Source organism: Variovorax sp. Varisp36, assembly GCF_047304235.1.
Lineage (GTDB): Bacteria > Pseudomonadota > Gammaproteobacteria > Burkholderiales > Burkholderiaceae_C > Variovorax.
In genome coordinates, this window is sequence record NZ_JBGLYU010000044.1 from 45516 (window position 1) to 52500 (window position 6985).

The 6985-nt window shown below is 65.4% G+C and carries 7 protein-coding genes; 1 reads left to right on the forward strand and 6 read right to left on the reverse strand.

The window, feature by feature from the left end:
• Positions 1–6 precede the first annotated feature (6 nt).
• From ACCD11_RS22310 to glpD, 6 genes are all read right to left on the reverse strand, one after another.
• Complete coding sequence (locus ACCD11_RS22310) at positions 7–315, reverse strand: DUF2160 domain-containing protein (protein ID WP_007831606.1); 309 nt, start codon at positions 313–315, stop codon at positions 7–9.
• 61 nt (positions 316–376) lie between these two features.
• Positions 377–1189: a carbohydrate ABC transporter permease gene (locus tag ACCD11_RS22315; RefSeq protein WP_007831605.1), complete on the reverse strand. Its 813-nt coding sequence runs from the start codon at positions 1187–1189 to the stop codon at positions 377–379.
• On the reverse strand, positions 1186–2076 hold the full coding sequence (locus ACCD11_RS22320) for a carbohydrate ABC transporter permease (protein ID WP_007831603.1): 891 nt from the start codon (positions 2074–2076) through the stop codon (positions 1186–1188). Before ACCD11_RS22320 ends, ACCD11_RS22315 begins: the two co-directional genes overlap by 4 nt.
• Positions 2073–3143 (reverse strand): ABC transporter ATP-binding protein, encoded by a 1071-nt coding sequence (locus ACCD11_RS22325; protein WP_413315499.1) that lies wholly within the window; start codon positions 3141–3143, stop codon positions 2073–2075. The genes ACCD11_RS22320 and ACCD11_RS22325 overlap by 4 nt, the downstream gene beginning before the upstream one ends.
• A 158-nt stretch (positions 3144–3301) precedes the next feature.
• Positions 3302–4363: an ABC transporter ATP-binding protein gene (locus tag ACCD11_RS22330; protein ID WP_413315500.1), complete on the reverse strand. Its 1062-nt coding sequence runs from the start codon at positions 4361–4363 to the stop codon at positions 3302–3304.
• Between the two features lie 23 nt (positions 4364–4386).
• Positions 4387–5967, reverse strand: coding sequence for a glycerol-3-phosphate dehydrogenase (gene glpD, locus ACCD11_RS22335; RefSeq protein ID WP_413315501.1), 1581 nt, complete (start codon positions 5965–5967; stop codon positions 4387–4389).
• A 190-nt stretch (positions 5968–6157) separates the two neighbouring features.
• On the opposite strand from glpD, the gene ACCD11_RS22340 reads away from it, so the two are divergent.
• Complete coding sequence (locus ACCD11_RS22340) at positions 6158–6928, forward strand: DeoR/GlpR family DNA-binding transcription regulator (RefSeq protein WP_007831595.1); 771 nt, start codon at positions 6158–6160, stop codon at positions 6926–6928.
• Positions 6929–6985: the final 57 nt, after the last annotated feature.

Below are 6985 nucleotides of genomic sequence, written 5' to 3' on the forward strand. Positions count from 1 at the left end.
AAATGTTCAGCCCTTGCGCATCACCAGCGCGAGCAGGCCCATCGACAGCACGAAGCTGATCCAGATCGAAGGCTCGGCCTCGAGGCTGAACCACTCCTGGAACTTGCCCGCCAGGCCGATGAAGACCAGGTTCACATACGCCGCCGACAGCAGCCCGATGAACAGCCGGTCGCCACGCGTGGTGGCCATCGGCAGCCAGCCGCGCCGCAGCGTGGTGGGCGACTTGAATTCCCACACCGTCATGCCGACCAGCATGAGTGCGATGCAGCTGAAGAAAACGGCCACGGGGGTGGTCCATACCATCCAGTCGAACATGCTCTATTTCCTTGTCTTTTCTTGCTCCTTCCCCTTCCGGGCGAGGGAGAGAAACCATCATTCAAACGCGCCCCATCGCGAAACCCTTCGCGATGTAGTGGCGCACGAACCAGATCACGATCGCGCCCGGCACGATGGTCAGCACGCCGGCCGCTGCCAGCGTTGCCCAATCCATGCCCGACGCGCTCACCGTGCGCGTCATCGTCGCGACGATGGGCTTGGCGTTCACGCTCGTGAGCGTGCGCGCCAGCAACAGCTCGACCCAGCTGAACATGAAGCAGAAGAACGCCGCCACGCCCACGCCGGCCTTGATGAGCGGCAGGAAGATGGTGAGGAAGAAGCGCGGGAACGAATAGCCGTCGATGTACGCCGTCTCGTCGATCTCGCGCGGGATGCCGCTCATGAAGCCCTCCAGGATCCACACCGCCAGCGGCACGTTGAACAACAGGTGCGCGAGCGCCACGCCCAGGTGCGTGTCCATGAGGCCGACCGTGCTGTAGAGCTGGAAGAACGGCAGCAGGAACACCGCGGGCGGCGTCATGCGGTTGGTCAGCAGCCAGAAGAACACGTGCTTGTCGCCCAGGAACGAATAGCGCGAGAACGCATAGGCCGCCGGCAGCGCCACGGTGAGCGAGATGACCGTGTTGATCGCCACGTAGATCAGGCTGTTGATGTAGCCCGAGTACCACGATTCGTCGGTGAAAATGCGCGCGTAATTGGCCCAGGTGAGCTGCTGCGGGAAGAACGAGAAGCTCGACAGAATCTCCTCGTTCGTCTTGAAGCTCATGTTGACCATCCAGTAGATGGGCAACAGCGCGAACAGGATGTACAGCACCAGGAAGATGCTGCGCTTGTGAAATCTCTTCTCGTTCATTTCTCCACCTCCGCTTCCTGCGTACCGACCCGCTGCATCCAGTTGTAGAGCACGAAGCAGAACAGCAGGATGATGAGGAAATAGATCAGCGAGAACGCTGCCGCCGGCCCCAGGTCGAACTGCCCCACGGCCTTCTGCGTGAGGTACTGGCTCAGGAAGGTGGTCGCATTGCCCGGCCCGCCGCCCGTCAGCACGAAGGGCTCGGTGTAGATCATGAAGCTGTCCATGAAGCGCAGCAGCACGGCGATCATCAGCACACCGCGCATCTTGGGCAGCTGGATGAAACGGAACACCGCGAACTTGCTCGCGCCGTCGATGCGCGCGGCCTGGTAGTAGGCGTCGGGAATGGAGCGCAGGCCCGCATAGCACAGCAGCGCCACCAGCGGCGTCCAGTGCCAAACGTCCATCACCAGCACGGTGAGCCACGCATCGGTAGCGCTGCCGGTGTAGTTGTATTCGATGCCCAGGGTCTGCAGCGCGTGGCCCAGCAGGCCGATGTCGGCGCGCCCGTAGATTTGCCAGATGGTGCCGACCACGTTCCATGGGATGAGCAGCGACAGCGCCACCACCACCAGCACGGCCGACGACTTCCAGCCCTTGGCCGGCATCGACAGCGCCAGGCCGATGCCCAGCGGAATCTCGACCAGCAGCACCGACAGCGAGAAGCCCAGCTGGCGCCACAGCGCCTGGTGCAGCTCGTCGTCGCGCATCACCGCGGCGAACCATTCGGTGCCCACGAACACGCGGCGCTCGGGCGAGATGATGTCCTGCACCGAGTAGTTGACCACCGTCATGAGCGGCACGATGGCCGAGAAGGCCACGCAGATCAGCACTGGCAGCACGAGCCACCAGGCTTTCTGATTGATTGGCTTGGTGGTTGCGTTCATGCGACCAGTTCCTCATCCTTGTAATAGCAGGTGTGCGTGTCTAGCACCCGCACCCATACCGTGTCTCCCACTGCGGGCGGCCGGTCGTCCGAATGCAGCCGCACCTTCAGCAGGCTACCGCCGGCTTCCACGCCCAGCATCACGTGCGTGCCCACGTCCTGCAACTGCTTCACCACGGCCGGCACCGCACCGGCCGCGCCTGCATTCGACAGACGCAGGTACTCGGGGCGGATGCCGATCTTCAGCGGCCCCTGCGGCAATTCCCGCGTGGACGCCAGCGGCGTGCCTGCCACTTCGATGGTGCCGTTCGCGCTCTGCGCGGACAGGAAGTTCATGCCCGGCGAACCGATGAAATGCCCGACGAAGGTATGGGCCGGCCGCTCGAACAGCGCGTCGGCGCTGCCCACCTGCACGGCCTTGCCGCGCGTCATGACCACCACCTCTTCCGCGAAGGTGAGCGCCTCGACCTGGTCGTGCGTCACGTAGATCAGCGTGAGCTTCAACTCGCGGTGGATCTGCTTGAGCTTGCGGCGCAGCTGCCACTTCAGGTGCGGGTCGATCACGGTGAGCGGCTCGTCGAACAGCACCGCCGATACGTCGCTGCGCACCAGCCCGCGTCCCAGCGAGATCTTCTGCTTGGCGTCAGCCGCCAGACCGGCCGCGCGCTGGTTGAGCTGCCCGCTCATGTCGAGCATCTCGGCAATCTCGCCGACGCGCTTCTTGATCTGGTCGGCCGGCACCTTGCGGTTGCGCAGCGGGAACGCCAGGTTCTCGGCCACGGTCATGGTGTCGTAGATCACCGGGAACTGGAACACCTGCGCGATGTTGCGCTCCTGCGGCGTGGCCCGCGTCATGTCGCGGCCGTCGAAGCTCACCGTGCCCTGCGAAGGCACGAGCAGGCCCGAGATGATGTTCAGCATGGTCGTCTTGCCGCAGCCCGAGGGGCCGAGCAAGGCATAGGCGCCGCCGTCGCGGAAGCTCATCTTCAGCGGGAGCAGCGCGTAGTCGCTGTCCTGCGTGGGGTTCGCACGGTATGCGTGGGCCAGGTCGAGATCGATGCGTGCCATGTCAGCTCTCCTTCACGCTTCCGCGTGATACGCAATGCATGAAACAGTCGAGACCTTGTCGCGGAACACCGCGGAACCGGCTTTGCCGGGCCGCTGGTGTTGCCCCCTGGAAGGGGGTTGGCGAAGCGACACGAAGTGCGCGAAGACTGGGGGTCATCCTATTTCCTCGGCGCCAGCGCCAGTTTTTCACTGGCATCGAACACATAGGCCTGCGACGCGCTGAAGTACAGCGTGATCGGCGCGCCCAGCTCGAAACGATGCACGCCGGTGAGCTGCGCCACCAGTTCGCCCACCGCGGTCTCGACGTGCACGAAGGTGTCGGAGCCCGAGATCTCGGCCAGCTCCACCTTGCCGGGCAAGGCGATGTCGCCCTCACTCGCGCCCACGTTCAATGCGCTCGCGCGCAAGCCGACCGTGACAGCACCCGATACGCCTTCAGGCAAGGCCAGCGCCAGTGCGGGGCCACCCGCGAGTTGCACCTTACCGGCGGCCGCCGTGCCCTGCAGCAGGTTCATCGGCGGATCGCTGAAGGCGCGCGCCACGCGCAGCGATTGCGGCGCATGGAATACCTCGGCGGTCGGGCCGTACTGCAGCAGTTCGCCGGCATCCATCACCGCCGTGTAGCCGCCGAGCAGCAAGGCCTCGCCCGGTTCGGTGGTGGCGTAGATCACGGTCGAGTCGCCGGTGGCGAAGAGCTGCGTGAGCTCTTCGCGCAGGCCTTCGCGCAGTTTGTAGTCGAGGTTGACCAGTGGCTCGTCGAGCAGCATCAGCGGTGCGTTCTTGGCAAGCGCGCGTGCCAGCGCCACGCGCTGCTGCTGCCCGCCAGAGAGCTCGGCCGGCAGGCGGTCGAGGAACATGCCGATGTGCAGCTTCTCGGCCAGCGCCTTCACCCGTGCCTCGATGTTCGTCTCGCCGCGCAGCTTCAGCGGCGAGGCGATGTTGTCCGACACCTTGAGCGACGGATAGTTGATGAACTGCTGGTAGACCATCGCGACATTGCGTTCGCGCACGGGCATGCCGGTCACGTCCTTGCCGTCGACCAGCACCTTGCCTTCGGTCGGCGTGTCGAGTCCGGCCATCAGCCGCATGAGGCTGGTCTTGCCGGCCTGCGTGGCGCCCAGCAGCACGGTGACCGCGCCGCTTCGGGGCGCGATGCTCTGCTCGTAGAGCCATGTCTGCGCTCCCACCTTCTTGGTGACGCGCTCCAGTGTCAATTGCATTGGCGCTGCTCTCTTTTACGGATCTAGTTGCTCTTGGGATGGGACTGCAGCCAGAGCGCGACCTGCTCGCGCTCTTCGGCCGTGTAGTGCAGCCCCAGCTTGGACCGCCGCCAGAGCACGTCTTCGGCGCTCACGGCCCATTCGTGGTCCTGCAGGAAGCGCAGTTCGCGCTCGTACAGGCCCGGCGCCACTTCGGCGCCCAGGTCGGCAAAGGACTTCGCATCACCGAGCAGGTCCGCAATGCGGGCGCCGTAGCCGCGCGCGAAGCGGCGTGCCAGTTGGCCGTAGAGCCACGGATACCTGGCCTGCACGGCCGATACGAAGCGCTCGAAATCGTCATCGGGCCGGCTGGCAGCGCCGATCCAGGCCGACAGGTCGCCGCCCGCGAGGAAGGCGCCGTCGGTCCAGGCCGGGCGTTGCGCGCTCGACTGCCCGAGCATCTTGCCGACCTCGTCGGCCGCGTCTTCGGCCAGCTTGCGGAAGGTGGTGATCTTGCCGCCCCATACCGACAGCAGCGGCGCGGCCGTGGTGTTCGATTCGAGCATGTAGTCGCGCGTGACGGCCGAAGGGTCGCCCGAGTCGTCGTCGAGCAGCGGGCGCACGCCCGAGTAGGTCCACACCACGTCGGCCGGCACGATGGGCTTCTCGAAGTAGCGGCTGGCCTGGGTGCACAGGTAGTCGATTTCCTCCTGCGCGATGCGTGCGGCGCCCGGGTCGTCGCCGGTGAGTTCGATGTCGGTGGTGCCGATCAGCGTGAACTCGTCCTGGTAGGGAATGGCGAAGATGATCCGCTTGTCGGGGTTCTGGAAGATGTAGGCGTGGTCGTGCTCGAACAGGCGCGGCACGACGATGTGGCTGCCCTTCACGAGCCGCAGGCTCTTGGTGGCCAGCGCCTCGCCCCTGGCCGACTGCGCGACGCCGCGCAGAAAGGATTCGGCCCACGGCCCCGCGGCATTGACCACCGCGCGGGCGCGCAGCGTGCGCTTGCCGCCGTCGGCGCCCAGCAGCGTCGCGGTCCAGCCGTCGGCATCGCGTTGCGCATTCACGCAGCGCGTGCGGGTCAGCACCTCGGCGCCGCGCGCCTGCGCGTCGAGCGCGTTGAGCACCACGAGGCGCGCGTCGTCGACCCAGCCGTCGGAGTAGATGAAGCCGCGCTTGTACTGGTCCTTCAGCGGCTTGCCGGCCGCGTGCTTGCGCAGATCGACGCTGCGCGAACCCGGCAGCACCTCGCGCCTGGCGAGATGGTCGTACATGAACAAGCCGATGCGGATCATCCAGGCCGGGCGCATCGACGGGTCATGCGGCATCACGAAGCGCAGCGGCCACATGATGTGCGGCGCGCTCTTGAGCAGCACCTCGCGCTCCTGCAGCGCCTTGCGCACAAGCGAGAACTCGTAGTACTCGAGGTAGCGCAGCCCGCCGTGGATCAGCTTGGTGGAGGAAGAAGAAGTGTGCGAGGCGAGATCGTCCTTTTCGCACAGCACCACGCGCCAGCCGCGGCCAGCGAGGTCGCGCGCAATGCCACAGCCGTTGATGCCGCCGCCGACGATCAGCACGTCGCAATCGGTGGCTGGCGCGGGCGAACTGGAAGAAAAATCGCTCACAGAAAGGAGTCCGTTGAAGCGTGACTTTGGTCACTGACGGCGGCCATTGTATTTTCGTATTTTTTCATTTGGATTCCTTTTAGCGCGATTTTCCCCCGAGTTTTCCCTTAGGCATCTTCGTTTTCGTTCGTTTTAAAGTGGCACGCGCTGTACCCTTGCCCCCACTCTTCCCGCTTTCCACGACGCCCTTGTGAATTCCAACCCGCGCCAGATCAACCTCCTGGACACCGTGCGAACGCGCGGTTCCGTCACCGTCGAACAGCTGGCCGACATGCTCGGCGTCACCCTGCAGACCGTGCGGCGCGACGTGCAGCGGCTGGCCGACGAGGGGTTGCTCACGCGCTTTCACGGCGGCGTGCGCATGCCCAGCTCGACCACGGAAAACATCGGCTACCAGCAGCGCGAGACGCTGCATGCCGAAGGCAAGGCGCGCATCGCCCGCCGCGTGGCGGAGCTGGTGCCCAATGACTGCTCGCTGATCCTCAACATTGGTACCACCACCGAGGCCATCGCCAAGGCGCTGCTGCGCCACACCGGCCTGCGCGTGATCACCAACAACCTGAACGTGGCCACCATCCTGAGCGGCAACACATCGTGCGAGGTGATCGTGGCGGGCGGCTCGGTGCGCCCGCGCGACCGCGCCATCGTGGGCGAGGCCACCATCGATTTCATCCGCCAGTTCAAGGTCGACATCGCACTGATCGGCGTGTCGAGCATCGAGGCGGACGGCTCGCTGCGCGACTTCGACCTGCGCGAGGTGAAGGTCGCGCAGACCATCATTGCCCAGGCACGCGAGGTGTGGCTGGCGGCCGATGCGAGCAAGTTCAACCGGCCCGCGATGATCCAGCTGGGCACGCTGTCGCAGATCGACCGGCTGTTCACGGATGCGGAGCCGCCTGCGCCTTTTGCGGACCTGCTGCATGCGGCGCAGGTGCGCCTGGAAATCGCGCGTGAATCATGAGCACATCCCCTGTTGCTCCCGCCTTGCTCCCTCCCCCTCTGGGGGAGGGTTGGGGTG

Coding starts and splice junctions, on each gene's coding strand:
- ACCD11_RS22320 (WP_007831603.1), bottom strand. CDS start 2,076: ATGAACGCAACCACCAAGCCAATCAATCAGAAAGCCTGGTGGCTCGTG.
- ACCD11_RS22330 (WP_413315500.1), bottom strand. CDS start 4,363: ATGCAATTGACACTGGAGCGCGTCACCAAGAAGGTGGGAGCGCAGACA.
- ACCD11_RS22310 (WP_007831606.1), bottom strand. CDS start 315: ATGTTCGACTGGATGGTATGGACCACCCCCGTGGCCGTTTTCTTCAGC.
- ACCD11_RS22315 (WP_007831605.1), bottom strand. CDS start 1,189: ATGAACGAGAAGAGATTTCACAAGCGCAGCATCTTCCTGGTGCTGTAC.
- ACCD11_RS22325 (WP_413315499.1), bottom strand. CDS start 3,143: ATGGCACGCATCGATCTCGACCTGGCCCACGCATACCGTGCGAACCCC.